The organism is Cytobacillus kochii (genome assembly GCF_044790165.1).
Taxonomy (GTDB): Bacteria; Bacillota; Bacilli; order Bacillales; family Cytobacillaceae; genus Cytobacillus; species Cytobacillus kochii.
Window position 1 is genome coordinate 684,167 of sequence record NZ_CP085254.1, and the last position, 25,988, is coordinate 710,154.

Annotated in this window: 25 protein-coding genes; 19 read left to right on the forward strand and 6 right to left on the reverse strand. The window is 35.6% G+C overall.

Annotation, left to right across the window (positions count from 1 at the left end; all coding sequences use genetic code 11):
* The first annotated feature begins 13 nt into the window (after positions 1-13).
* From LG276_RS03725 to LG276_RS03765, 9 genes are all read left to right on the forward strand, one after another.
* Positions 14-844 (forward strand): transporter substrate-binding domain-containing protein, encoded by an 831-nt coding sequence (locus tag LG276_RS03725; protein WP_404293567.1) that lies wholly within the window; start codon positions 14-16, stop codon positions 842-844.
* Between the two features lie 102 nt (positions 845-946).
* Positions 947-1,654 (forward strand): amino acid ABC transporter permease, encoded by a 708-nt coding sequence (locus LG276_RS03730; RefSeq protein WP_404293570.1) that lies wholly within the window; start codon positions 947-949, stop codon positions 1,652-1,654.
* A complete protein-coding gene (locus tag LG276_RS03735) occupies positions 1,655-2,347 on the forward strand; it encodes an amino acid ABC transporter permease (protein WP_404293573.1) in 693 nt (230 codons plus the stop codon). It abuts the gene before it with no gap.
* Positions 2,348-2,470: 123 nt separating this feature from the next.
* Positions 2,471-2,764: a hypothetical protein gene (locus LG276_RS03740; protein ID WP_404294380.1), complete on the forward strand. Its 294-nt coding sequence runs from the start codon at positions 2,471-2,473 to the stop codon at positions 2,762-2,764.
* Positions 2,765-2,843: 79 nt separating this feature from the next.
* On the forward strand, positions 2,844-3,254 hold the full coding sequence (locus LG276_RS03745; RefSeq protein WP_404293575.1) for an MFS transporter: 411 nt from the start codon (positions 2,844-2,846) through the stop codon (positions 3,252-3,254).
* A gap of 101 nt (positions 3,255-3,355) precedes the next feature.
* The gene (locus tag LG276_RS03750) at positions 3,356-3,751 is read left to right on the forward strand and encodes a hypothetical protein (protein ID WP_404293578.1); all 396 of its coding nucleotides are present in this window, start codon (positions 3,356-3,358) and stop codon (positions 3,749-3,751) included.
* A 180-nt stretch (positions 3,752-3,931) separates the two neighbouring features.
* Complete coding sequence (locus tag LG276_RS03755; protein ID WP_404293581.1) at positions 3,932-4,477, forward strand: sigma-70 family RNA polymerase sigma factor; 546 nt, start codon at positions 3,932-3,934, stop codon at positions 4,475-4,477.
* Between the two features lie 2 nt (positions 4,478-4,479).
* Positions 4,480-4,911: a PadR family transcriptional regulator gene (locus tag LG276_RS03760; RefSeq protein ID WP_404293583.1), complete on the forward strand. Its 432-nt coding sequence runs from the start codon at positions 4,480-4,482 to the stop codon at positions 4,909-4,911.
* The gene (locus LG276_RS03765; protein ID WP_251162833.1) at positions 4,908-6,158 is read left to right on the forward strand and encodes an FtsW/RodA/SpoVE family cell cycle protein; all 1,251 of its coding nucleotides are present in this window, start codon (positions 4,908-4,910) and stop codon (positions 6,156-6,158) included. The genes LG276_RS03760 and LG276_RS03765 overlap by 4 nt, the downstream gene beginning before the upstream one ends.
* Before the next feature lie 316 nt (positions 6,159-6,474).
* Here the strand turns inward: LG276_RS03765 and LG276_RS03770 are convergent, their stop codons facing one another.
* Entirely contained in the window at positions 6,475-7,326 is an 852-nt protein-coding gene (locus LG276_RS03770) for a pentapeptide repeat-containing protein (protein ID WP_251162832.1), read from the reverse strand.
* A gap of 232 nt (positions 7,327-7,558) precedes the next feature.
* On the opposite strand from LG276_RS03770, the gene LG276_RS03775 reads away from it, so the two are divergent.
* Together LG276_RS03775 and LG276_RS03780 are read left to right on the forward strand one after the other, a co-directional pair.
* Positions 7,559-8,173, forward strand: coding sequence for an N-acetyltransferase (locus LG276_RS03775; RefSeq protein ID WP_251162831.1), 615 nt, complete (start codon positions 7,559-7,561; stop codon positions 8,171-8,173).
* Between the two features lie 47 nt (positions 8,174-8,220).
* Positions 8,221-8,820 carry a TetR/AcrR family transcriptional regulator gene (locus LG276_RS03780; RefSeq protein WP_224938936.1) on the forward strand — a complete coding sequence of 200 codons (600 nt, stop codon included), beginning with the start codon at positions 8,221-8,223 and terminating at the stop codon, positions 8,818-8,820.
* 637 nt (positions 8,821-9,457) lie between these two features.
* Here LG276_RS03780 and LG276_RS03785 read toward each other — a convergent pair.
* The 3 genes from LG276_RS03785 to LG276_RS03795 form a co-directional block, all read right to left on the reverse strand.
* Positions 9,458-10,699, reverse strand: coding sequence for an amidohydrolase (locus LG276_RS03785; RefSeq protein WP_224939259.1), 1,242 nt, complete (start codon positions 10,697-10,699; stop codon positions 9,458-9,460).
* Between the two features lie 17 nt (positions 10,700-10,716).
* Positions 10,717-11,949, reverse strand: a complete 1,233-nt coding sequence (locus tag LG276_RS03790) for an amidohydrolase family protein (protein ID WP_224939258.1) — start codon at positions 11,947-11,949, stop codon at positions 10,717-10,719.
* A gap of 74 nt (positions 11,950-12,023) precedes the next feature.
* Positions 12,024-13,595, reverse strand: coding sequence for a glutathione ABC transporter substrate-binding protein (locus LG276_RS03795; RefSeq protein WP_095370600.1), 1,572 nt, complete (start codon positions 13,593-13,595; stop codon positions 12,024-12,026).
* A gap of 257 nt (positions 13,596-13,852) precedes the next feature.
* On the opposite strand from LG276_RS03795, the gene LG276_RS03800 reads away from it, so the two are divergent.
* From LG276_RS03800 to LG276_RS03835, 8 genes are all read left to right on the forward strand, one after another.
* The gene (locus LG276_RS03800) at positions 13,853-14,755 is read left to right on the forward strand and encodes an ABC transporter permease (protein ID WP_404293589.1); all 903 of its coding nucleotides are present in this window, start codon (positions 13,853-13,855) and stop codon (positions 14,753-14,755) included.
* Between the two features lie 18 nt (positions 14,756-14,773).
* Positions 14,774-15,694 (forward strand): nickel ABC transporter permease, encoded by a 921-nt coding sequence (gene nikB / locus LG276_RS03805; RefSeq protein ID WP_224939256.1) that lies wholly within the window; start codon positions 14,774-14,776, stop codon positions 15,692-15,694.
* 17 nt (positions 15,695-15,711) lie between these two features.
* Positions 15,712-16,746: an ABC transporter ATP-binding protein gene (locus tag LG276_RS03810; RefSeq protein ID WP_251162830.1), complete on the forward strand. Its 1,035-nt coding sequence runs from the start codon at positions 15,712-15,714 to the stop codon at positions 16,744-16,746.
* Complete coding sequence (locus tag LG276_RS03815; RefSeq protein WP_095370597.1) at positions 16,730-17,719, forward strand: ABC transporter ATP-binding protein; 990 nt, start codon at positions 16,730-16,732, stop codon at positions 17,717-17,719. The genes LG276_RS03810 and LG276_RS03815 overlap by 17 nt, the downstream gene beginning before the upstream one ends.
* A gap of 285 nt (positions 17,720-18,004) precedes the next feature.
* Positions 18,005-18,748, forward strand: a complete 744-nt coding sequence (locus LG276_RS03820; protein WP_095370596.1) for a sensor histidine kinase — start codon at positions 18,005-18,007, stop codon at positions 18,746-18,748.
* Positions 18,749-18,772: 24 nt separating this feature from the next.
* Entirely contained in the window at positions 18,773-19,465 is a 693-nt protein-coding gene (locus LG276_RS03825; RefSeq protein WP_095370595.1) for a helix-turn-helix domain-containing protein, read from the forward strand.
* A complete protein-coding gene (locus LG276_RS03830) occupies positions 19,462-20,769 on the forward strand; it encodes a hypothetical protein (RefSeq protein WP_404293593.1) in 1,308 nt (435 codons plus the stop codon). Before LG276_RS03825 ends, LG276_RS03830 begins: the two co-directional genes overlap by 4 nt.
* A gap of 14 nt (positions 20,770-20,783) precedes the next feature.
* The gene (locus LG276_RS03835; protein ID WP_251162828.1) at positions 20,784-22,247 is read left to right on the forward strand and encodes a cytosine permease; all 1,464 of its coding nucleotides are present in this window, start codon (positions 20,784-20,786) and stop codon (positions 22,245-22,247) included.
* Between the two features lie 275 nt (positions 22,248-22,522).
* Here the strand turns inward: LG276_RS03835 and LG276_RS03840 are convergent, their stop codons facing one another.
* Entirely contained in the window at positions 22,523-23,770 is a 1,248-nt protein-coding gene (locus tag LG276_RS03840) for an amidohydrolase (RefSeq protein WP_404293597.1), read from the reverse strand.
* Positions 23,771-23,788: 18 nt separating this feature from the next.
* Positions 23,789-25,399, reverse strand: a complete 1,611-nt coding sequence (locus LG276_RS03845) for a glutathione ABC transporter substrate-binding protein (RefSeq protein ID WP_285840916.1) — start codon at positions 25,397-25,399, stop codon at positions 23,789-23,791.
* Positions 25,400-25,988: the final 589 nt, after the last annotated feature.

Consider the following 25,988-nt stretch of genomic DNA (forward strand, 5'->3'; position numbering starts at 1 on the left):
AGGGGGGGTATTTATGAAAAAAATATCAATGTCTTTATTAGCTTTAGGAATGACTTTTATATTGGCAGCATGTAACGAGGAGTCAGTTGCAGATGATACAGGAAGTGAAGAGGTACGAACTATACAAGTTACTACACCTCCAACTTCCAAGAATTTAAGCTGGCAAACACCAGATGGTGAAATCCTAGGTTATGAGCCGGGTGTATTAAGAGCGATAGATGAAAAATTAGAAGGATATGAATTTAATATTCAGGCAGTAGCTGATAGTGCTCAAGAAACTGGTCTAAAAACAGGGAAATACGAACTTAATGTTGGTGGATTCTATCCGACTCCTGAACGTAAAGAGCAATTTTATGTACCGGAAGAACCAACTGGAAGAAGTCTAATAAAAATGTATGTTAGAGAAGACAGTGGTATTGAAACTCTTGAGGATCTAGTTGGAAAGAAGATCACACCTTTTACTGCTGGAGGAGGAACATTACAAGTTGTATTGGATTGGCAAGAGGAAAATCCTGAACATAAACTTGATCTTGAGGAATCTAGTGGTGATATTCCATACGCTCAGCGTCTAAAAGAAATAGACTCTGGTAAATATGATGCTTTTGTTGGTCCTGCTAACTTGGGACAAAATGAGGTTATTGAAGAACTTGGTTTAAATGTGAGAGGAACCGATCCTATTTTTGTAGGAGAAACAATTATGCTGATTCATAAATCAGAAGAAAATGAACAACTAGTTGAAGAGGTTAACCAAGCATTGAAAGAATTAGGAGAAGACGGAACACTATCTGAGATTTCTGAAGAATACTATGGAGAAGATATATTCCAATATGAAGTGACTAAATAAAAGACTTTAATTAATCTGATGGTTGTGCCCCATTATAAGAAAAGAGAATGAATTTACTTATAAAGGGGCATTAAATTTATTTATGAAGGGAGAATCATCGGTATGGTTGCACCTAATACACTAGAAATACTATCTTTATTGTTAGAAGTAACTCATGTTTCTTTAATTATTCTAGTGGTATCCGCTGTATTAGGATTATTACTTGGATCATTACTTACCATGATTAACGTAAAAAATATACCTGTACTTAAGCAATTTACTGTAGTAATTTCATCATTTACAAGAAGTGTACCAATCATTATTCAGTTGTTTATAGTTTATTATGCAATACCACCAATTTTAGCAAACTTTGGTATTGATGCTAGTAATCTAAGTGCTACTGTTGCTGCTATTTTGGCTTTGACATTATATCATGGTGGTTATCTTACAGAAGTTTTAAGAGCAGCATATAAAGCAGTCGATAAGGGGCAACACGAAGCTGCAGATAGCTTTGGTTATACTCCAACTAAAAAATTCTTTAGAATTATACTTCCTCAAGTTGTACCTGTTGCTTTGCCTGGATGGGGTAACGCCTTGATCCACTTAATACATGATACTTCACTTGTTTTTGCTCTAGGTGTCGCTGATATTATGGGACGCGCAGAGTTAATTGCAGCAGCATCGTATGGAATGAACCAGGTACAAGTATTTATTACCGTTGCGATAATTTATATTATTTTTACATTTCTTTCTGATGGTATGGTTCGTCTATTTGAAAAGAAAACAAGAAAATATAAGTTGGATTCGGGACTTAATGCAAGGGGGATGTAAATGCTTAATTTTGAGATTTTAGTTGAGAACTTTTTTGGAATATTAAATGTAGTTCCACAAACTGTTGCACTAGCTGTCACTATATTTATCTTATCTATTTTAGTGGGTACTGTAATGGCATTAATTCAGGAATATAATGTGCCTGTACTTAAGCAAATTGTTATGTTGTTTAAGTTATTTATGAGAGGTACACCATTAATTGTGTTTATCTTTATAATGTATTATTCCCTACCTGGAATTGTTAGCTTTTTTACAAATTTACTAAACATAGATTATAACCCTCATAATATGTCACCTGTTGTTATACTTATAGTTTCTGTATCACTAACAGTATCATCATTTCAAGCAGAAACAATAAGAGCTTCATTTCTCTCGGTAAGTTATGGACAAATAGAAGCTGCACGATCATTAGGATATACGCCTTTCCAAGCATTCCTTAGAATTATAACTCCTCAGGCACTTGTGGAGGCATTACCGGAGTTTGGGAGTACATTTTTAGTTGTAATGAAGGCAATTTCATTAGGGTTTATGATTACTGTAGTTGACATATTTGCTGAAGCTAGGCTTATTGCATCATCAAACTCATATTATGTTGAAGCGTTTATTGTAGCTGCTTTAATGTATTGGGGAATTGCATATATTGTAGTTACACTGACTAACAAATATGAATTATCTTTAGCAAGAAGAACTTAACGGCTATAAAAATTGAACAAATATTTTATACTCTAACTCATAAGCGATTAATCGCTTCTTCTCTTTGCTGCTTGAGAGAATATCAACGCCCCTATCGAAAGTATCAAGGAATGGGATTATTATATAGGAAATGAAAGTTTTGGCTTAGCCTTTTCTTTGGCTAATATGGGAACAGTAAGGGTCCTGTCGGTGCATTTTATGGACTTTGAAAACAACAATTATTATATGAATTTTTCTTCATGCCCATTATTAGAAAATAGTTCTCATAAAATGCCTTTAGACACGCAAGGCGATGCAGAATTTGAAAGCGAAAGTCCACAATGTCGGTATATTCGTACAACGGAGTTCCATTGTATAGGGAGCAAATTACCGACAAAAAAATCTGGGTTATTTCTGTTTTGGCAACGATTGCTTTGATGGTCACCATTGGAACAAGGGATACTTTCACACCTTTAGTTGCAAGTGATCTGGGGGCAAATCCATTAATGATGGCATGTTGGCAAACACTCACCTGATTATATATGGATTAGCCGCAGGATTATGTGGAGCCGTTTTTTATAAGAAAATCGGTTTAAAGAATACGGCGATCTTGGGAGTAGCTTTACAAGGGTTCATCATCATATTAATCCCTTATGCTGAAAATTTAACGATACTTTTCCTATTACAAGCAGTTCAAGGCTTCGGTTACGGGCTAATCTTTACAGTCGTCACTTCCTGGGCTGTTGAAAATATACCAGAGATTAAACAATCAACAAGAATGGGCTTGTTCCAAAGCTTATATTCTGCAGGAATGTTTTTAGGGCCGGTCATCATTGGCATTTTGATTGAAATGTTTTCAAGATCGACAGGTTACCTGATCATGGTGTATTATCGATTGCTTCTATCATTCTTATTAAAACCTCCATAAAACGCCCAATAGTAAAAACTTTAAATGAAAGATATCCTCTTGAAGGGGTGACGGTCGAAAAGAAATAGGCTATTACAAAAAAGGGGAAAGAGCAGACCTTAATGGGTCTGCCCTTTTTTTGTTTTGAAGCATGGATGGGATTTGAAATCAGTTATAACGTTTTTAGTATGCTTGTATTAAGCTTTACATTTGTTAGTTACGTAAATGCAAGCGGAACCGATGATACTTCAATAGAAAACACAGGAGATCCAGTAACTAAACCTGACGGTATGAGTGATGGGGAAAACGGCCATACAACAATTAATAAGACTGTTACTCAGATTTCTGATAATCCCTATTATTTGGTATATCTCCATATGGGGCTGGTGAATGGGATTATCTTGGTTCTAGTACTTTCAAAAATAAATCTGCTGTATTTTCTTCTGGAGGTGGTAATTTTAGAGTTTGGGTATCTCAGCCACATGCTGGTCCTGGATTTAAGTGGAGCTATAGGTTAATGGAAGACGATCCTGTTGGTGATGACCAAATTGATAGATTTGATGTACCGAATAGTGCTGGGACATATCAGTATGAGTGGAATGTCCTAAACATAAATATTTCCTTTACTTTCCCTTAAATTTTTCCAAACCAAAATGATACTTGCTTCGTCTAAAATGGGTGATAGGGGTGAAGCTTAGATGGCTGATGAAAAAATAGCAATAAATGTTAATGACATAGAAAATACTGAACAAATTATCGGCCAATTAATGGATAACTACAGCGATGATGTACTGCATCTTGTTTTTTCATATGTGAAGAATCGAACGACAGCTGAGGATTTAACGCAAGAGATATTTATTAAGTGCTATGAAAAACTAGGTCAGTTTAATCATAAGTCATCAATAAAAACATGGCTATATCGAATTGCCATTAATCATTGTAAGGATTACTTGCGTAGTTGGCATTATCGCAAAATAAAATTCAGCGATAAAATTTGGGACCATATCCCATCCAAGTCAAAACATGTGGAAGAGGAAATAATCTCAAAAAATGTAGCGGACAGTTTAACAAGTGCTGTGATGGATTTACCAGTAAAATACAGGGAAGTTGCCTTTTTACATTACTACGAGGAGCTTTCATTAGCAAATATCAGCAAGATTACGGGTGTCAATCGTAATACATTAAAAACTAGATTAAAGCATGCCAGAGAATTATTAAAGAACAAGATGAAAAAGGAGGTTTAATCATGGACGATCCATTCTATAACTTAAAGAATTCTATAAAAAAAGATTTTGCAGGTCTTTCTTTTTCCGAGGAGAGAAAAAATGCGGTGAAAGAAACAATCCGTAGAAAACAATCTCACCTAGAACTTCATTACTGGAAAGTAGAAACCCTAAAAAATATATTAGAGTCACTGCAAGATGGAGCAAAGCATGGGTATGATATTTCCACCCAACTATTTCGAAAAAATGAGCTTAGCTTCAAAGGCAATGAAGGCCAGCTTTATATCCTTTTACATCTACTTGAAAATAAGAAAATCATTACTTCAAAATGGATTGTAGACAGGAAATACTATTCTCTAACTACAAAAGGAAAAAAATATGTAGCTTCTTGGGAGCATAGAGGTTCTAAACAATGCGCATCACTGAACTATTTAATTGAGGAGGCTTCTTTATGAGTTCTTCCAAATTTGAGGAATATTTAAGTAAAGTCATCTCTCAAGTGAAATCCAAGGAAGCTCACAGTATGATCAAAAAGGAGCTTAGTGATCATATGGAAGAGCTCAGCCAATCCTTTCAAGAGAGAGGAGTATCTATAAAGGATGCGGATAAAAAGGCAATGGAGGAAATGGGAGATCCCTCTACCGTTGGTAAAAACATGAATCATCTTCATAAACCGAGAATGGATTGGCTCCTTATTGTTTTATTTGTTATTCTTGCAGGCATTAGTTTTCTTCCACTGATTGGTGGTTTTTCAGAACCAAGCATTTCTTTAATGAAAAAACAAGTAGTCTGGCTCGTGCTTGCAATTCTTGCTCTCATAGGATTTCTATTCTTTGATTACAGGAAACTGAAAAATTTGTGGATGTATTTTTATGGAGGTGGCTTAATCCTTTTTTTTACAACTTTTTTAGTTGGCATGGAGGTTAACGGAGCAAAAAGATGGATTTCTTTCGGGGGTATGACGATTGATGGTCCAGCTATATCCTTATTTTTATTTTTCTTAGCGTGGGCCGGCATTTTTGCCAAAATCAATGAGTTTAAGGATTGGAAAAAACAAGGAATGCTATTATTCCTATTTTGGACTCCAGTCCTTCTCTACATCATGGTCCCACAATTTATGTTTAGTATAATATACTTTTTTTGCGTATTAGCGATGTATGTTTTTTCTTATGTTCATAAACAATTTGCCATTAAAGTAGCCGTGAGTAATTTGCTTATAGGTATCATTTTCATTAGTACAATGATCCTTTATTTCCCTAATATCTTTCTCTCTGGTACCCTCATACCACTGAAAGATATCCTTTCAGAGGCTGGTTGGTTCGGCAAGGGACTTTACAATGATTTAAAGCTCGCTGAAGCACATACAGATTTGGTATTCCCATTTCTCGTCTATTCTCTAGGCTGGGCGTTCGGAATGCTCCTTTGTCTACTTCTCTTTGTATTTATTTTGCGGATTTCATTAAATGCTTTTAAAACAAAGGATTTATTCGGCAGATTATTAGTAATCGGTGGGGCTGCATTATTTATTGTTCCAGCCTGTTGGAACATTCTAATGGGTCTTGGAATCGTCCCAATTATGGTAGTACCCCTGCCGTTTATTAGTTATGGAGGAAGCATGTTGCTAGTTTACTCTGCACTACTAGGCCTTATTCTGAACGTTTATCGAAGAAAAGATATTGTCGAACCTACAATAGTAAGTTAATTTAGTGTATAACCGTTACCAAATACTTTATTAAAACACATATTGAAATAGAAAGCCTGTATCTAGATTAAAATATATCTGGTGGTTTAGATTAAAGTTTGATCAAGAAATATCTCGAAAACCATATTTTGCGTTAACTTAAAAAGCCTATTTTGAAATAAAGATTGATCAAAATGGGCTTTTTTTTGAAGTATTTGTTATAAAAAAGTTTGATCATTTATGTAGTGTTCTTCCGATAAAGCGCCATTTTCTTGAATAAGACTGATAGTAAAACCATCTTCAAAAAGGCTCTGTTAATAAACAAACATGAACAAGATTAATTAATCCAATGAGAAGGTCGATGTATATGAGAGGGTAATATGGTCTTTACATCACCTTTGGTCGAATTAATTTGCATTTGGGTCAAAAACATACTGGTTGACAGATCAGCGCCACTGAAATTAACATCTCGCAAATCCGCACCAATAAAATTGACTGCCCCTAAATCCGTATTTCTCATATCCGCAGCAATTAAATAGGCTCCCCTAAAATCAGTTGCTCTTAAATCTTTTCCCTTTAATTTTTTGCCCATCCAATCAGCTCTTCCATGGTCAAACTCTCTAATTTTTCGATCACCATGCAATTTATCAATGGTATTTCTCCTAACAAAATCACTCGCTGAAGTAAGCAGTTCATTTAAAGAAAATCGGTAAATCACCAAATCAAGTGACAATAAATTATCTGCGTCCAACTTCGTTAAATCCTGCAATTCCTTTAACTGTTTCCTCAACTGTTCAGCTAAATCATCCGGTATATCGTAAGACAGAGCTTCTGCCACGTAGGCAATCATTTCATGAATTTGCTCCATGATGGGAAACACTTGAAACATTTTCTCCCCAATGTCAGGGTTTTCTCGCCAACTCTGACCGTTAAAAGTAACTTGAGAAACGACTTGTCCAGCACCCAAACAATCAAATACTGTACAGCCTTTGAATCCTTTATCGCTTAACTGACTATGAATTTGGCAACTGTAATCAGACTGCAAATTCCTACAAGGAGTACCTGCCGGTTTGTTAATCCGAAAATCACTTGATGCTACAATATTAAGTGCTGTGCAGCAAAGTCCAAAGCACTTTGTACAATCAGCCGTTAAACTTTCTCTAATATTTTTAGCGGTTTCATTATCCATTTTTATACCCTCTATCTTTAATTGAAAAAAACTATTGATTTTATTATACAAGATTCCAGAAGAATCTGTCTCTTTAACGGAATAATCTTTTAAGACAAAAACCCCCTTTTAGAAAAAGAGTTAGCCAAAGGGGGCGAAGCTTCGTAAATCCACAAGATTATGGGATTCACAATGTAGCCTTTTTGTTTTATAATGAAAATATATTCACTCATTAAAAAAGGGGTGTTATTCTATGGGGGCGATTTGTCAAAATCTTAAAATCATTCCTGCTGCTGAAACTGATTTAAATGTAAGAAAACAGATGGGAGAAATCTTCGCGGAAGGCTTTACGCAATGGCTTGGTTATTTTTCAAAGGATAAAAAAATCATAGCCAATGCTTTTGCTCATATGTTTGTTTTAGACCAATTTTATGTAGCAATAGTAAATGGTGAAATTGCTGGTTTTGCGGCTTGTACAGATAGAAAAAGTAATTCTGTGAGGTTAAATTCAAAAGAGTTGAGAAAGCACTTAGGTTTCTTTAAAGGAAGCATAGCCAGTGTTTTTTTGAAAAAGGAATTTGAAGCTCCTTACGAACACTTACCAACAAACACTGGATCGATTGAGTTTGTTGGAACCGCTCAGAAATTTCGTGGTCAAGGTGTGGCATCTCAAATCATTCATCATATCATTGATAACACATTATATGATGATTATGTGATTGACGAAGTAGCAGATACTAATATCCCGGCAATACAGTTATATGAAAAGTTGGGTTTTAAAGAATACAAGAGAAAGTCTATGCCAGAAAAAATATCTAAGAAAAATGGTATTCATCATCTTTTGTCTTTGAAATATGTGAAAGATTAAAGCACTTATTATCAGGAAACAGAATGGTCAAGAAGGGGAGAAGAAGATTGCCTAGATCAGAAGAGCAATATGAGGCAATGAGGATTGCGACAAAAAATAAAATCCACACTGCAGCAATAAAGCTTTTTGCGAAGAAAGGATTTGCTGCTACAGGTGTGAAGGATATTGCAGAAGAAGCGGGAATTAGCATTGGGTTAATGTATCGTCATTATAAAAAGAAAGAAGACTTATTTAATGAATTAGTTACTTACGCTGTGGAAGGGTTAAAAAGAATTATAAAAAAGTTTCAAAGCAATGAATCCCCAGTTGAGTTAATTCTTCAATTAACATTGGAAATATTAAATGATTTAGATAATGATGATGAGTATGCCTATTTTCAAATGCTTATGAACCAATCCTCAACAATAGAGAATCTGTCTCCTCAAATACAGCAGCTTAATATGCAGAGTAAAGCTATGTTCAATCAAACTGCCCGATTAATTGAAAAAGGTCAGATATTAGATCAATTTAAAAAGGGAGATCCCATGGAAATGGCGCTTTTCTATTTTGCGACGATACAAGGTTTAACGATGATGAAAATTACTATGAATAATGAATTTATAACACCGAGTCGAGAAATTGTTACCTCTTTTTTGATAAAGGATTGAAGTTCTCCGGTAGTTAAGAAGAAATATGTAATGGTGATTTCTGAGTAGAAATGGCAAAAAAACTCTATATGTTTCGAAATAGAATACTTAAAGAACCCTTGAGCTAAAGAAGAGGGATAGTCAGAAAAATATTAGTGCCTTTGAATCAGATTGCAAAAATTGTTTGAATCTGCCGATATTCCCCAAAAAGAAAGTGGAGTATCTTGTTGTTAATTATGCGGAAATTATTTGTGCTCATTTAATGACCAATAAGACAGTAAGTAAGACCGTTCAATAAAAGCTAATACGATACAGAAGTACAATTTCGTACTATACCAGAGATATGGATTTTTTTTTCGTTTAGATGAACCATAATTAAATGGAGAGACATTCAATAACTTTATTACTTGTAAAATCGTAAGTTTATACATGTGGAATCGCACGATTAATCTTTTAGTTTTAAGAAGTGATCGATGGGGGTGTCGAGACATTTAGGGGAATAAATTGATAGAGTGTTTAAGAATGACAACCTGGTGGTCTATAATCGTCTATTTGGTGAGAAAGAGAGAATTGATGGACCTTGTCACTCATATTCACCAAACTAAAATAAGCTAAAAGCTAAGTAGAGATACCATCTCTTCTAGCTTTTAGCTAATATTTAAGTAGTAATAAAAGATTTATGCTGTTGGATTTGGGTGAAATTCCCCTTATTGAGTACCGCTTTCCTCTCACTTGTTCTCGCTACTGCCTCAGCAGTACAGGATGCGTTGACTAAAACTAGGCTGGCCTCATCACCTACATTTGGCCATTGATGTTCCCCAGCTTTATTTAATGGTGTGATCCCACCAGTTGCATATTTTAAAGATTGGCTGAGTGAGATTTCATCACTCTTTCTATAAGTCTCGCAATACCTCGTTACCTTTTCCAGAACATCTCCGTTACCAAACGGACCCCATGAATCATAAAATCCATCACAACCAAGATGAACATTCACGCCTTTTTTATCCAGTAATGCAATAGGTGGTAGTGATTTTGTGATAGGAATGGTGGACATAATTGAGATCCCCAAATCGCTTAATTGATCACTCATATGCTCAGCTTGTTGTAAAGGAACTTCGCCTAGACAGAAAGCATGGCTAATTGCTACACGATTATGCCATTTTGCTTCTTCGACCATCTCAGCTAACTTGTCAATCGTATAATAGCCTACATGCCCACCATCATGGAGATGGATATCGATATCAACATCAAATTCGGTCGCTAAATTCATTACCTCGAATAATGATTGCTCAATGTTTTTATCTATTCCAGCTGGATCTAACCCCCCAATAAGTGTAGCACCAGAATTTAAGGCTTCTTTCATTAAAGGAATGACGTCCCCTTTTAATAATCCATGTTGCGGAAAAGCGACAATATCATAGGTTAGTTGATCAGAATAGCTATCAAGCGCTTCGTATACGCCTTCTAAATTCTTTAAACCAATGTACGGGTCAATATTTACATGAGTGCGAATATGTGTGGAACCTTTAGAAAGTATAAGTTCAATCATTTTAGAAGCTCGTTGTTTAACTGTAGTTGAGAGTTCCTCTAATTCCATTGCTTCAAGGCGCAACCGTTCTTCTAAGTTTTTGGCAGGTGTACAAGCCTTCCAATCTAGCGATAGGTATGTTTTATCTAAATGATTATGCATTTCTTTTAAGCTAGGTATGGCCAGAAGACCCTTACAATCAATTTGATTCTCTTCAGGAGAAATTTTATCCTTTTTTTCTTTTTTCTCAACAATTTTTCCATCAACAATTTTTAAATGGTATAAGTCTGTTTTGGTGGTATATGTGTTATTTTCATCTCCAACATATCCTACTTCTAGCAATACATTTGTTAGCCAAAATTTCTTTTTCACGATATAACCCCTTTCGATTATATAGTTTGCTCTGACCCTAGCTTGCTTTCTACCTTTTTTCCTTTAAAGAAAAGTGATTTGATGGCACCTCTTCTAGCTATGGCTTCAGCGGAACATGATGAATCCACTAACATCATCGTTGCCTCATCGCCTACTTTAGGCCACACTCTTTCACCGTCTGCATTTAACGGTTTAATCCCACCTGTACCATATTTTAAAGCTGTTGATAATGAATGTTCGTCACTCATTTTAAATCGCTCTGCTAAAATAGAAAGTTTTTGAATAGTATCACCTGTTCCAAAAGGCGACCAATGATCAGTAATACTATCATGTCCTACTGAAACAGTAATGCCCATCTTATCTAATAGTGGAACGGGAATAGTTGGTCTATTAATTGGAATTGTTGTAGTAATATCAATCTCCTGTTCCTTTAATTGTTCGCCTATGTCGGTTAGTTTACTTTCATCTAAGTCCCCTAGCGCAATGCCATGACTTATCGTAGCTTTTCCTTTCAACCCTGTTTGTTCAGTATAATATGCCATTCTTTCAAAGGTAAAAGCACCTAATGAGTTCGGATCATGGAGGTGAATGTCTACACCTTTATTATTTTCATTTGCAATATCAAATATAGTATATAATGACTTTTCAATATTACGGTCGACAGTTGCAGGGTCAACGCCACCAACCAATGTAGCGCCATTTCTCATGGCATCTTTAACTAGTTGCACAGAATCACTTCTTAGCAATCCATGTTGAGGGAAAGCGACAATATCATAAGAAAGTACATCTTCATATTTTTTTAAGGCATTTACCGTTGCCTCCAAGTTTTGTAAACCAATGACAGGATCAATATTACAATGTGTGCGTATATGTGTATGCCCATTTGCTATATATAGTTCAATCATTTTTTCAGCACGTTCTTGTGCTGTTGGTAGCAACTTTGGTAATAACTTTTTTTCTTCATCCAATCTTGTAAAGATGCCATTAGTTATAGGTGTACATGCTTTCCATGGACCCCCATAGTATGTTTTGTCAATATGGATATGCATATCTCTTAATGAGGGTAATAACAAATACCCCTGTCCATCTATGCTCAATTCATGAGTTTCGGGTAACTGATTCGTTATTTCAGTAATCGTGCCATCCTCTATTTTTAAATGACATAATTCCGTTTTTGTCCCTCGGATTTCACCATCTTCTATGTCAAAAGACTTCTCTAGTTTTACATTTAATAACCATTGAATTGTCATTTTGTACCTCCTAAAGAGTTTTTAAAGGGGAAATAGAGTTTTTTAGCTAGTTAACCCCGTTATAATATAAGATTTTATTTTAGCTTCACTTCATTAATCATTAAATAGTTGGCCGCATTTAACCACATACCACTAACAGTTTTACTGTGAACTGCTAGATGCTCGTAATTACGGATAGGTACATATACAGCCTCATCTAGTTCTATTTCCATAGCTTCTTCATACAACGCTAATCGTTTATCATTATTTGTTTCTTGTCGTGCTGCTTCAATCAATTGATCTACATCCGGGTTACTGTAATAGAAGTGGTTACCTGGTGAACCTTGAGAATCCGAGTGGAATAAGTTGTATTGATTATAATCACCATCACCGGTAGCATTACCCCATCCGCCGATAAATAAATCATGGTCAGATTTATCAATTGTATCAATATACGAACCGTATTCCATTACTTGAATTTCTATATTTACACCTATTCCCTTTAATTGAGATTGGATCACCTCAGCCATGTTGATTCTTTCTTTTCTGTCATTCGTAAGTAGTGTTAAGTTAAGGTTATCTTCAAAACCAGCTTCTTTTAATAATTTTTTTGCTTCATTAAGGTCGTAATCAAATGGAGCAACATTTTCGCTATATCCAAATACTTTAGGGCTCATTGCCGAGTTGGCGAGTGTCCCGACATCATTATAAACACCTTTTATGATTGAGTCCCTTTCAATTGCATGGCTAATGGCTTTTCTTACCCTAATATCGTCTAATGGTTTTTTAGAAGTATTAAAGCCTATATATTCTACAGCAAGGCCCTCCGTCCGATATAGCCCCATGCTATCTGATGCCACAATACGGTCAAGTTCAGTTACGGGTACTTGATCATTTATGTGTGCCTCTCCTGTTTCAATCATGGCTAATCTAGTAGCATCCTCTGGCACAACTTTAAAGACGACACGATCCAGACTAGGTTTTTCTCCCCAGTAATCTTTATTTTTGTTTAATGAGATTTCTTGCCCTGACTTCCAATGTTCAAATAGAAAAGGTCCAGTACCTACTGGATGGTCCATTAATTGATCTGGATTTTCTTTTAATACTTTTGGACTTATTATACTTCCCTCTTGGCTAGCTAAAATAGAGAGTAAGGGTGCGTATGGATAGTCTAATAACAATTGCACAGTGTAATCATCTACGATTTTTACTTCATTTATCATACTTAGCTTTTCCCTTTGCGGGGATTCTGTTTTAGGATCTAGCAACCTATCAAATGTTGTTTTCACAGCTTCCGCATTAAATGGCGTTCCATCGTGAAACTTTACTCCCTCCCGAAGCTTAAATTCCCAAGTTGTCTCATTTATTACTTCCCACTCTGTTGCTAAAAGAGGCTGTATTTTAAAATCCTTATCAGGGACTACGAGTGTTTCATACACCTTTTGATAAGTAATATTAGCAGAAGGTATATCTGTAATGAAATGAGGGTCAAGCTTTGTTGCATCTGATAAGCGGACTACTGAAAGTGTACCTCCTTCTTTTGCTGTATCTTCGTTTTCCGCATTTGCACTCTCACTATTAGATTGTGTTGAACATGCTGTGAAAAGAGTTAATACTAATACGATGAATCCTATTAAGATGTTTTTCTTTTGCAACCTTTCAACCATACTTTCCCTTCTTTCTTTTCTTAAGTGAATGTTTACATTAAATTTAATGCTTATCTGCATTATAGAGGATGATTTTTTAAAATATTTATATTATATTTACTTCTTTTTTCATTTTCTTCATCAATATTCTGAAAATTATTTACTTTCTATTTAAATTTGATAATTTTATTCACATGATTATTCTTCAATTCTAAGGGGGACTTACTGTTGGAAACGACCATACTATCCATTCATAAATATTACAGGAGGAAGATGCAATGTCTATTGAAGTAAAATCCGAGCTTAATCATTCAGTGTCTCAAGTTTTAAACAAACCAAAGGAATCACAGATAAAAAATGCATTAGCCATACTTCTTAGCAATAAAGCAGCAATGATAGGTGCAATGATTATTATTTTCTATCTTTTGATTGCGTTATTTGCTCCTTTACTCGCACCTTATGATCCATATGCAATTAACTTGGATAACAAATTTATTCCTCCTTCTGCTGATCATTGGATGGGGACTGATGATAAAGGTAGAGATATTTTAAGCCGCCTTTTATATGGTAGTCGTTTATCAATGGGCGTAGGGTTTGCAGCAGTAGCTTTTGGCGCATTATTTGGCATAATGTGCGGATTAATCGCTGGCTATTATGGAAAATGGGTGGATTCTATCATTATGAGAGTGATGGATATTTTACTCGCTTTTCCAGGGATTTTACTTGCTTTAGCGATTATAGCTGCATTGGGACCAAGCTTAATTAATGTAACCGTTGCAGTAGGGGCATTTTCAGTTCCATTATTTGCTCGAATTGTACGTGGATCCACTCTAGAGGTGAAAAAACTGGAATACATCGATGCCGTTCGTTCACTAGGTGCAAATGATTTCGTCATTATTTTTAAACATATTTTGCCTAATATTCTATCTCCTATTATTATCCAAGGGACTTTAAGATTAGCCACAGCAATTCTCTCAGCAGCAGGGTTGTCCTTCCTTGGATTAGGTGCACAGCCTCCATCTCCTGAATGGGGCACAATGTTAAGTAGTGGGCGTGATTTTTTATTCTCAGCTCCATATATTGCCCTTTTTCCTGGCCTGGCCATCTCAATTTTGGTTCTAGGATTTAATATTTTTGGTGATGGTTTACGAGATGCGTTAGATCCTAGAATGAAAAACTAATAATAGGAGGTTTTGAAAATGGCAATGTTTATTTTTAGGCGATTGTTCCAAACAATCCCGGTCATTATTGGTGTCACTTTTGTTGTATTCTTTATCATGCAGCTAGTACCTGGAGACCCAGCTGTTATTCTAGCTGGAGAAGGAGCGTCTAAGGAGACGATTGAGGCGTTAAGAGAGCAGCTAGGACTGAATCAACCCCTCATTATTCAATACTTTGACTATATAACAAGTCTGTTAAAGGGAGACTTCGGTACTTCATTAAAAAGTAGTCAACCTGTATTAGACGAGATATTAGTAAGGCTTCCAATAACAATGGAATTAGCTTTTGTTAGTATTCTTATAACCATTTTCCTCGGTATGGCTGCTGGGATCATTGCAGCTATAAAACCATACTCTTTACAAGACATAGGGGTCATGTTAATTGCTTTATTAGGCATATCATTACCGAGTTTTTGGTTGGGGTTAATGTTAATGTATTTCTTTTCCGTAAAGCTACAAATTCTCCCTGTAGCAGGTTGGGATAGCCCTCTTCATATCATCCTGCCGGCCATTACCCTAGGAGTAGGGGGCGCAGCCATTGTAGCACGAATGACAAGGTCTAGTATGTTAGAAGTTATAGGCCAAGATTATATACGTACTGCACGAGCGAAAGGAATCAAAGAAACAATCATCATATTCAAACATGCTTTAAGGAATGCCCTTATACCGGTAATCACAGTCGTAGGTTTACAGTTTGGTGCTTTACTAGGCGGCACGGTGTTAGTTGAGTCCATCTTTGCTATTAATGGACTAGGGAGAATGATTGTGGATGCGATACGAATGAGAGATTTACCAATGGTTCAAGGCGGGGTTCTAGTCGCGTCACTTATTTTTGTGATTGTGAATCTATTGGTTGATATTTTCTATAGATTATTTAATAAACGTATAGATTTAAATTAAAAATGGGGTGCGCAAATATGGCGGAAAAAGAGATACCTATACTCGAAGTGAAGGGATTAAAGACCTATTTTACTACGAAAAAAGGAACTAGCAAACCGGTTGATGGCATTGATTTCGTTCTGAATAAAGGAGAAACACTTGGAATAGTAGGAGAGTCTGGGTGTGGAAAAAGCATGACTTCTCTTTCGATTCTTCGTCTCATTCCCTCCCCATCAGGAAAAATTTCTGGAGGATCTATCTTATTTAAAGGAAAAGATTTAGTTAAGTTACCAGAAAGTGAAATGAGGAAGGTAAGAGGCAATGATATTTCAATGATATTCCAAGAGCCGATGACATCCTTAAATCCGGTTATACCTGTTGGCGAGCAAATTGCTGAGGCTATTCGATTACATCAAAATTTAGGGAAAAAAGCAGCTTGGGAAAAATCGGTCGAGATGCTTCGTTTAGTAGGCATTCCCTCACCGGAAAAAAGAGCCAAGCAGGAACCTTTTCAACTAAGTGGTGGGATGCGTCAACGTGTAATGATTGCGATGGCTCTTGCCTGTTCCCCTGAAATACTGATAGCTGATGAGCCAACAACTGCCTTAGATGTAACCATACAGGCACAAATTCTTGAAATAATAAAAAACTTACAAAAACAGCTTGGGATGGGTGTGATTATGATTACTCACGATCTTGGTGTCGTGGCAGAAACCTGTGATCAAGTGGTCGTCATGTATGCGGGGAATATTGTAGAACATACCTCTTCTAAGGAGTTATTTGCCAATCCTAAACATCCGTATACACAAGGATTATTAGCATCTTTGCCAAATATAACTGAGGATGTAGAGGAGTTAAGAACAATTGAAGGTACAATTCCTAGCCCATATAATCTGCCAAAGGGCTGTCGTTTTTCATCAAGATGTCCTCATAGTAAAGATATTTGTTCTGAAAGAAACCCTGAATTATTCGAAGTTAGCGATGATACAAAAGTGAGATGTTGGATATACTCCGATAATTGGAATAATCAGAGTAAGAGGGAGGAGGAGTGTCTAAATGAAAAGCATAGCTGAGCGAAAAGTACTCCTTCAGGTAAATAATCTAAAACAACATTTTACAGTGAAAAATGATGCTTTGTTTAAGCCGAAAACGGTGGTAAAAGCAGTTGATGGCATTTCATTTGAACTGTATGAGGGAGAAACATTAAGTATTGTAGGTGAATCGGGTTGTGGAAAGTCAACGACTGGCCGAGCTATTCTACGACTAGATGAACCATCAGCTGGAGAAATTTATTTTGGAGGAGAAAATCTCCTTACTGTTAAGAAGAAGGACATGAGAAAGTTACGTGGGGATTTACAAGTTATCTTTCAAGATCCCTTCGCATCACTTAACCCTAGACAAAAAGTAAAACAAATCTTAAATGAAGCGATGGCTACACAGAAGTCAGTTGAAAAAGAGAAAAGGCCGGAAAGAATGAAAGAACTATTAGAATACGTTGGTCTACCGTTAGAATCATTGGAACGATACCCACACGAATTTAGCGGTGGCCAAAGACAGCGTATTGGCATTGCTAGAGCGCTCGCAGTTCATCCTAAATTAATTATCTGTGATGAAGCAGTTTCCGCATTGGATGTCTCTATACAAGCGCAGATATTAAATTTATTAAAACAATTACAAAGACAGTTTAATTTAACTTTTCTATTCATCTCACATGATTTAAGCGTTGTTAGACATGTATCTGACCGGGTAATGGTTATGTACCTTGGAAAAATCGTTGAAATCGCAGATAAAAAAAGTCTGTTCGATAAACCGATGCATCCATATACACATGCACTATTATCATCAATCCCTGTACCCGATCCTACTATAAAGCATGAACGCATCATTTTAAAAGGGGATGTACCTTCTCCTATTAATCCTCCAAAAGGATGTCGTTTTCATACAAGATGCCCATTTGCTACGGATCTTTGTCAAGAAACTGAGCCAGAGTTAAGGGAGTTGGAGAAAGGCCATTTTGTGAGCTGTCATATGGTGGAAAAAATATAGTGGGATAATAATTTCTCTATACAAAATATTTACAAGAATATAAAATATCAATAAAGGGAGTCTACCCTTTGATCTAAGCGGTAAACAAACGCAATCATTAATTGAAAGAGTAGGTTATCGCATTTTCGGAGGCTAACCTCATGTTTTTAGCGGTTCAAGGATCGAGCTTCTCAAAAAGGGAACTAGAGTATACTGCTCAATTCCAACTGAAATTTCGATATTTCTATGTCTACGCGCTGAAGGGAGTGCATGACTCCCCCTTCTCTTACATAAAGGAGTGGGAAAGTGATATCCCTAGAAAGTTTCTCTATTTATATTATTCTCTGTGTATTAGCACCATTAATTGGCGCTTTCACCTTACTTTTTTTGTTTATCTTTGAGAAAAGAATCGATTTAATAGAGAAAGAGAAGAAAGAAATCGCTATTGAAAGAGAATTACAAATGGCCTTATATAACCAGCTTAACCAAGAAATTCAACCCCATTTCTTATTTAATACGCTTAACTCGATATTAAGTTTAGCAAGGTTAGATAGAAAAAAAGAATTAGTCTATTCAATTGAAACGTTTTCTAAACTATTGAAATTTAAATATCAAACCAACACCAACAATATTACGGTTAATGATGAACTTACTTATATTAAATATTATCTCGAAATTCAAAAGACAAGGTTTAGGGATCGCCTTTTTTATGAGATTGAAGCGGATGAAGATGTTCATCAAGCATTAATTATCCCTTTTTTAATTCAAACCCTTGTTGAAAATGCTTTTAAGCACTCTTTTGAAAAACATATAGGTGAAGCCTTCTTAAAGGTTACAGTTAAAAAGTGTTCACAATCCATACAAGTTACTGTCTGGAACAGCGCGAATAATCAAGCAATCGATGATTATAATGAAGTGGGTATAGGCCTTGAAAATATAAAGGCAAGATTGCATCTATTTTATTCGAAAGAGACGACGAGTATAAATTTACTAATCTCAGAAACTGGGACAACCGTTGTAGCTGTTTTCCCTTATATAACAAAGGAATGAATGATTATAGGAGGGTAAACAAGTATGAATATTTTATTAGTCGATGACGAAATGCTAGAACTTGAACAACTCGAATATTTGATAAAAAACCAATTTCCTAAATGGACGATCTACAAAGCAAATGATGCGTCTCAGGCTGTTCAAATCAACAAGCAACACAATATTTCTCTTGCCTTTTTAGATATTCAACTACCGGGTAAATCTGGTCTAGAGTTAGCCAGTGAATTAGCGCAAAATTATACAATGGATATTATTATGGTTACCGCTTTTCAAAGTTTTGAATATGCTCAAAAATCTATTCGCCTTGGTGTAGTTGATTATATAACTAAACCTGTCATAGAGGATGAACTAATAGGTGTTTTAAATAAATATGAACAATTAGGTCAGTATTCAGAATCAATTATTCAAACGATTCAAATCATACAACAAGAATATAGTGAGAAAATAACACTTAATTACTTGGCTTCAAAGAGTCATATGAATCCAGCTTATTTAAGTAGGAAGTTTCATGAAGAAGTGGGTTTGGGTTTTTCTGAATATTTAAATGATTACCGTCTAAACATAGCCAAGAAGATGTTAATTGAACAGCCGACTTTGAGCATCCATACAGTGTCTGAAAAATGCGGTTTTAATAGTCAACATTACTTTAGTCAAATGTTTCGTAAATTAACTGGAATGACGCCAAGAGAATTTCGCCTAGAGGTGCCCTATCGTTGAATAAACAGGACTATCAATTTTATATAAGTGGAGCAATTAAATTAGGGGTTAGTTTTGGAATCGTGAGCCTATTAGCGAGATGGGTAACGGGGAATACCATCCTTTCCTCACCTGAAACTTTATTAAAGTATGGAATGGTAGGAGGAATAGGCTATTCTCTTATGGGTGCATTAAGCCTGATCCTTTTTGGAATGGTAGCAAAGAGGATACGTCAATCTTTCCCCCACCATTTAACCATTGGAGATGTATTACGTCAGAAACTCAATCCTAGCGGCTACTGGTACATGATTTGTATCCTCTTAATCACGAGTTTGGACTCTATATTCGTGCAAGCGATGGGGGCGGCTATTCTCCTTCATATTGTTTTTCCTATTCCTATTTATTTGGGGATGCTATTATTTTTATTTGTTTGTTATCTCATTGGTGGAATGGGTGGGATGCAGAGAATTCATCAGCTAGCTAGTGTAAATGTGACATTAATATTTGCTGCTGTCATCATAATTCCCGTTTATTTTTACATTCAAAATGGTGTGCACCCAGTATTTGAAGGAATCAAATTATACCATCCTTACCTGTTATATTTTCAAAACACAGATGCTATGTTGTTTATTATGACTGCTATATTAATTGGATTTGGTCAAGTGATTATTGATCGTTCGACTTGGCAAAGAGTCTTCTTATTAAAACCTGCTAAGGTCCAGTTAACCTTTACTTTAGCAGGTTTTATATGGATGACTATTCCATTGGCTTTGTCATCTTTATTGATGATTATTATCTATAGTGGTAGCTACGATAATATTACTTCTTTATTATTCGAACTAATTAATAGAATTCAAACCACCCTGTTTGTTTTTTTGTTTATTCTATTTTGTTTCAGCGCAATTTCAGCAGCAATTAGTTCAGAATTACAAGCCACCACTGTATTAATCGTGCGAAATATATTACAGATTTTCTTATCGCTCACCAACAGGGATAAATGGAATCTTACTTATCTAACTTCAGGCTTTATTTGTGTACTTTTATTAGTAGTCGTAAGTATTTTTTCTCCTTCTCTTTTAGAACTATTATTTTTCTTTGGGCATATGTACGCTTCATTAATTATTCCTATGCTCTATATTATCTTAAGTAAAGGACCAATACATTCGATTATTCCCTTTTCCTCATTAATCGGAATGATAGGTGGTTATGCTTTTATATCTGTTGTAGGAAATTTCACTGCTATTTGGATTAGCTTTTTCATTTCCGGTACCCTATGTAGTATTGTTTGGATTTATACCATTTTCAACAACCATTTTAATAAATAATAGGGGGATTATACTTGAATCCAGGTAAATCTAATCTGGTAGATAGAGTGGAAGAGGATTTCGCTCTGCAACCTACTAAACCCACCATAAGAAATTTGAACTTCAGTCATTTTTTCTCTTTATGGATGGGATCTATTCATAATATCCCCTCCTATGTAACGGTAGGGGGTTTTTTTGCATTAGGACTTTCTATAACCGAAGTCATGGTTGTTATTCTCGCCTCAGCGTTTCTACTTACTATTCTGATACAGCTCAATGGACATGCAGGAAATAAATATGGCATTCCCTTTGTGATGTTTCTTAAAACATCATTTGGCGGTGCAGGTGCGTTATTACCAGGTGTATTGAGAGGAATCATTGCAGGAATTATGTGGTTTGGGCTTCAAACTTATGCTGGGAGCCTTGCAATCACCATTTTAATTGGCCAATTCTGGCCTGCTTATATAAATTTGGGGGGTGAATGGACATTATTTGGTCTTAGCCTTACTCATCTTATTTCATTTCTTGTATTTTGGTTCATCAACTTATGCTTTTCTTTTGGAGGAATGAAAGCACTTGGAAAATTATCCAATGTGATTACTCCATTGGTTTTCCTTATATTCGGAGGCATGAGTATTTGGATTATTGGTCAAGCAGGGGGAGTAGAACCAATCCTTTTGCATGGCGCTACAAATATCTCTGCTACAAATATATTTACTATGATTACTTGCATGTCAGCTTTATTAGCTACTTGGGTGGCGCCTATATTGAGTGTTTCTGATTACACTAGGTATGCTAGAACAACCATTCAACAATCGCTCGGTCAATTTTTGGGGATAATGGTTTCTTATGGCCTATTTGCTGCAGCTAGTATTTCAATTATTAAAGGTACAGAAATGCTTTATGGCAAACCTATTTGGAATATACTTGATGTGATTGGTGAGTTCGATAGTAAGCTAGTGGTTTGTTTATCACTGATTACGGTTTGTTTATCTACGCTTTCTGTTAATATTACCGGAAATATAATTCCTGCTATTAATCAGCTAATTTCTCTTTTTCCAAAGTTAATCAATTCCAAAAGTGCAGCTATTATCATTTCCATAGCAGGGATGGTTATTATGCCTTGGAAGTTGATGGAGAATTCCACTAGTATATTCACATTCTTAAACATGGTAGGTGGATTATTGAGTCCTGTCATTGGAATCATGATTACACAATATTTTCTTATCGATAAAAAGAAAATTGATATAAAGGAGCTCTATCATAATAAAGGAGATCATTATTACTCTAGTGGTGTAAACAAATCAGCTATTTTAGCTATGTGTATGGCAGGGGGATTAAGTCTCTCAGGACATTTTATTTCATCTTTAGAGCCATTATACAATCTATCATTTTTTGTTGGAATCATTTCATCTATACTTTTATACCTTTTGTTTATATTTATGAATACAGTCTTTTTTGGCAAATTTGGAAGTAGGCAGAATAAGGCAAGTAGCTAACTAAATGACTTAGCCTGAAATAATGAACAATAGCAAATGATGATTTATAACATAGTTTAGTTGCTAAACAAATTCGTTCCAGCGCACTACAGATACTCGTTTTCTGAGGGGAGGGAGGGAGCTGGTCCTAATCCTGTAGGTGTCGAGTGTTTTCCTGTCGATTCCACTATTCTCAATGATATAAAACAATCCGAATAATTAGAAGGTAGATTCTTCTCCTAATCATTCGGATACATCTTTTGCTGAAATACTATTTAGTTTCTGCCTATATCTCATTAATCATTAACAGGCTCTTCTTTGCATAGTTCATCATAAACTAAGTTTCCTTTATACATAACACCGTTTGGTTTTATACGTCTAGCAATGACTTCGGCACTACAAGATGCATCCATAAATAGGAAATTGGCAGAGTCACCGGTTTTTGGCCATTGCTGATGACCATTTCTATCCAAAGTTGTAATGCCGCCTGTAATATATTTTAATATTTGTGATAGAGATATTTCGTTTGTCCATCTATATCGCTCTATTAATCTTGTTGCTCTTTCCAAGATATCCCCATTCCCCGTTGGCCACCAGGAATCAAAAATATTATCGTTACCAATCGCTACTTGTATACCATATTCGTCTAAGAAATCTACAGGTGGTATATCTCTCCCGGTCGGTAAGCTAGTGACTATAGATATATCTGCTGCTTTAAGAAGTTCAGCTGTTTTTTTTACTTCATCCAACGATACTCCGCCTAATCCAAATGCATGACTAATGAAAACTCTACCTTGCCACCCAGCTTCTAATGTGAGATGGGCAAGTCTTTTCATTGTAAATGTCCCGAGATGTCCAGGATCATGTAAATGTAAATCGATGTCAGCATTTCCTTCCACAGCAATATCCATTAATTGTACTAATGAAGCTTCGATATTATTATCAACAGTAGCTGGGTCTACCGAGCCTACAATGCCTGCCCCATGCTTAACTGCTTGCCTCATATAACTAATCGTGTCTTTATTTAATAAACCATGTTGTGCAAATGCGACGCTTTCAACGCTCATCTGACCGGAGAAATTTTGTATGGCCGTTTGGACTTCTTCTAAGTTTTTAAGCCCAACCTCAGGATAGATATCTACATGTGTCCTGACATGTGTGGATCCAAATGATAGTAATTGTTTCAGGAGCTTTCCTGCTCTAACATGAGTTTGTGAAGGAAGGGATTTTAAAATATTCTTTTCGATATTACAACGCTCTATTACACTTGATGCGGGAAGACAAGACTGCCATTTATCTCCCATATAGGTTTTATCTAAATGGACATGTTTTTCAACAAAGGATGGCATTAACAATAAGCCTTTTACGTCTTTTAGAGGGTAATCATTTGTTATATCTGCTAAGGTATTCGTAATCTTTTCAATCTTCCCATGACTAATGAATAAGTGAACCGTTTCTGTCTCAGTTCTAACTGCTTGGCCATTCTCCCATTTAAATCCACTTTCTATCTTTACATTTTTAAGCCAATAGGTTTGATAATTCAATGTATATTTTCCTCCCTATTAATCTTTGTTGATTAAAATATCATTGATTTCTAAGTAACCAGCAGCGCTTATAGAAAAATGATCAACATTCTTCGCAACGGCCGCTAAGTTTTCTATCACTCTTACAGGCACATAAGCAGCGTCTTCCATTTCTATTTCTTGTGCTTTTGCATAAAGTTCCAGGCGCTTCTCTTGATCGGTCTCAGCTCTCGCTAATTCAATTAACTCATCGACTTCATTATTGCTATAAAAGAGCGTATTGCCTGTGGCACCGTGTGAGCTTGAATGAAAAAGATTATATTGATTATAATCAGCATCACCTGTTGCATTCCTCCAACTAATGAGAAATAATTGCGAATCTCCTTTATTCACTTGCTCCACAAATGAACCATACTCAAGAACCTGAATGTTAAGTTTGATTCCAATTCCCATTAGTTGCGATTGTAATATTTCTGCAAGATTTATTCTTTCTTTGTTATCCATTGTGAGTAATGTAGCTTCAAAGCCATTTGCGTAACCAGCAGCGCTCAGTAATCTCTTCGCTTCGTTTAGATTATATTCATAAGCTTTTAAGTCCTCATGATATCCGAACACTTTTGACCCCATTAATGAATTGGCTCTATGTCCAATTTTATTAAAAGCTCCATCAATGATTGCATCCATCTCAATGGCATGTGATATAGCTTTTCTCACTTGAACATCATTAAAAGGTAGTGCCTGCATATTAAAACCAAGATATTCTGTACCAAAGCCCTCGCTACGGTACACATTCCCTTTCTTTGATGTTTCAACCGTTTCAATCATATGGATAGAAAGAGGTTCTGCAATATGTGCTTCACCCGTTTCAATCATAGAAACTCTTGTTGTTTCTTCAGGCACTACTTTAAATTCGACTCGGTCGATATGTGGGGGATTTCTCCAATAGTTTTGATTCTTATTCAATATAATTGCTTGACCGGGTGTCCATGACTCAAATGTAAATGGTCCAGTCCCATTAGGTTCTTTTATGACCTCTCCTTTATATTTTTCGATCGTTTTTGGATTAATAATTCCTCCTTCATGGCTTGCTAAAATCGATAGTAAAGGAGAGAATGGTTCGGAAAGTATGAATTGTACAGTATAATCATCTAAAACTTTTATCTCTTCGACCATTTCAAAGGCAGAAGCTTTTGGGGCACCTAGGTCAGGGTCTAACACCCTTTCAAATGTCTCCTTAACGGCATCAGCATTAAAGGGTGTCCCATCATGAAAGGTTACTCCATGTTGCAAATGAAACTCCCATGTCGTATCATTTACCTGTTCCCAACTTTCAGCTAATAGAGGAACAATATTTTCATTTTTATCTCTAGCAACTAATCCTTCATAAACCTTTCCATGAGTCACACTGGCTGCATTAATAGTCGACATAAAGTGGTGATCTAAGTTATCCACGTCTGATTGCCTGGCAATAATAAGTGTTCCTTCATTACCGTTCCCGTTTTTAGAATCATTGCTTTCTAAAGTAACATTGTTACTTGTTGAACATCCTGAAATGACTACTAAAATGAATAATAATAAACCCAGCTCTTTTATTTTTCTCCTCAATCCTATCCCCCCTAAAGTATGGTACAAATAAATTGTTTCAATCATCTAATTATATTAATATTCTGATAATATTCTTTGTAAATTCTTTACTTGTTTTTACGCTTTTTTTACTTTCTTATCTTTTTGGAAAAATGTAAAGTTGAAGCCATTTCGTAAAGTCAGTCATTTTGTTGTTTTTCTAAAAGAAAAAGGTGAAAGCCGCATCTGATGAAAACTTAACTATATTGATTTTTATCAATAATTGCTGATTTTCTTGGTGAAAAAAAGTTGTCCAACTAACTTTTTTCGTGTGATTTTATCCATATAATTGATTCTTTATTACTGAAATTTGGTCGGTAATTCAACTTGGTTAGTGATAATAAAAGAATTTTCTTGGCATATGTTTAAAAAAGTGAAAAAATTGGTATTTTTAAAGTAGTATTAAATGATTGCTAACCCAGTAAAGGAAAGTCTATATATAAAAGGAGTGACTCTATGAAACCGCTAACGATAGCTACCTTGACTAGTTCTTTTGCTTTTATTCCTCTTTTCATTTTTAATGGAGTCTATTCGGCAATGGGTGGGGGACTGCTGATGGGTTATTTCGCTTTTGAAATCACTTATTTTTATAAGATAGAAAATAATCGACATAAGA